This window comes from Janthinobacterium sp. DSP2-3-3 (genome assembly GCF_049897325.1).
GTDB lineage: Bacteria > Pseudomonadota > Gammaproteobacteria > Burkholderiales > Burkholderiaceae_D > Janthinobacterium.
On the sequence record NZ_JAFCWA010000036.1, the window covers coordinates 1 to 1,318 of the forward strand.

Annotated in this window: 2 tRNA genes and 2 rRNA genes; all 4 read right to left on the bottom strand. The window is 48.8% G+C overall.

Features of this window, described 5'->3' with window-relative positions:
• Nucleotides 1–606, bottom strand: a 23S ribosomal RNA gene (locus ACP7DE_RS27950); the annotation flags it as partial.
• 242 nt (nucleotides 607–848) lie between these two features.
• Nucleotides 849–924 (bottom strand) — tRNA-Ala (locus ACP7DE_RS27955).
• 25 nt (nucleotides 925–949) lie between these two features.
• Nucleotides 950–1,026 (bottom strand) — tRNA-Ile (locus tag ACP7DE_RS27960).
• Between the two features lie 81 nt (nucleotides 1,027–1,107).
• Nucleotides 1,108–1,318, bottom strand: a 16S ribosomal RNA gene (locus ACP7DE_RS27965); the annotation flags it as partial.

A 1,318-nucleotide genomic window follows, 5' to 3' on the forward strand; every position in this document is an offset into this window, starting at 1 on the left:
GGTTAACCTTGCCACTGAATGTAAGTCGCTGACCCATTATACAAAAGGTACGCAGTCACGGAACAAGTCCGCTCCTACTGTTTGTATGCACACGGTTTCAGGATCTATTTCACTCCCCTTCCGGGGTTCTTTTCGCCTTTCCCTCACGGTACTGGTTCACTATCGGTCGATTACGAGTATTTAGCCTTGGAGGATGGTCCCCCCATATTCAGACAGGATGTCACGTGTCCCGCCCTACTTGTCGTACGCTTAGTATCACCGGTCTGATTTCGAATACGGGACTATCACCCGCTACGGTTCCTATTTCCAGAGGATTCTTCTATCAGTCCGACTATCACGTACAGGCTCTTCCCATTTCGCTCGCCGCTACTTTGGGAATCTCGGTTGATTTCTTTTCCTGCAGCTACTTAGATGTTTCAGTTCGCCGCGTTCGCCTTGCAACCCTATGTATTCAGGTTGCAATACCCTAAAAGGGTGGGTTGCCCCATTCGGAAATCTGCGGATCAAAGTGTGTTTGCTCACTCCCCGCAGCTTATCGCAAGCTACTACGTCCTTCATCGCCTGTAATCGCCAAGGCATCCACCATGTGCACTTATTCGCTTGTCCCTATAACGTTAGCCTCTCATCATTTGCATAATGAAAGAGCGCTACAGGGATAAGAAAGTACAACGTTGTTGCTTGTTTGTTGATACATACAATCATTACCCATCGATTCACCTTTTACGGCAAACCAATCAATAAATAATCTTTACTTCTTCCAGATTGTTAAAGAACATACAGCACTTGATCTCGAAAAGACCAAACCTAAATCCCGGCACACTATCTGCACTGATTTACGTTTGAACTTTTGGTGGAGGATGACGGGATCGAACCGACGACCCCCTGCTTGCAAAGCAGGTGCTCTCCCAGCTGAGCTAATCCCCCTAGGGTATTTCCAGACTACAGAAACTGGTAGGGCTGGTTGGACTCGAACCAACGACCCCCGCGTTATCAACACGGTGCTCTAACCAGCTGAGCTACAGCCCCAAATGCTGTTCTTTATATTAACAGCCGATAAGTGTGAACATTTGATGCGTGAACCAGTTACCCAGTTCGTGCAAACTCTAGAAAGGAGGTGATCCAGCCGCACCTTCCGATACGGCTACCTTGTTACGACTTCACCCCAGTCACGAATCCTACCGTGGTAAGCGCCCTCCTTGCGGTTAAGCTACCTACTTCTGGTAAAACCCGCTCCCATGGTGTGACGGGCGGTGTGTACAAGACCCGGGAACGTATTCACCGCGACATGCTGATCCGCGATTACTAGCGATTCCAACTT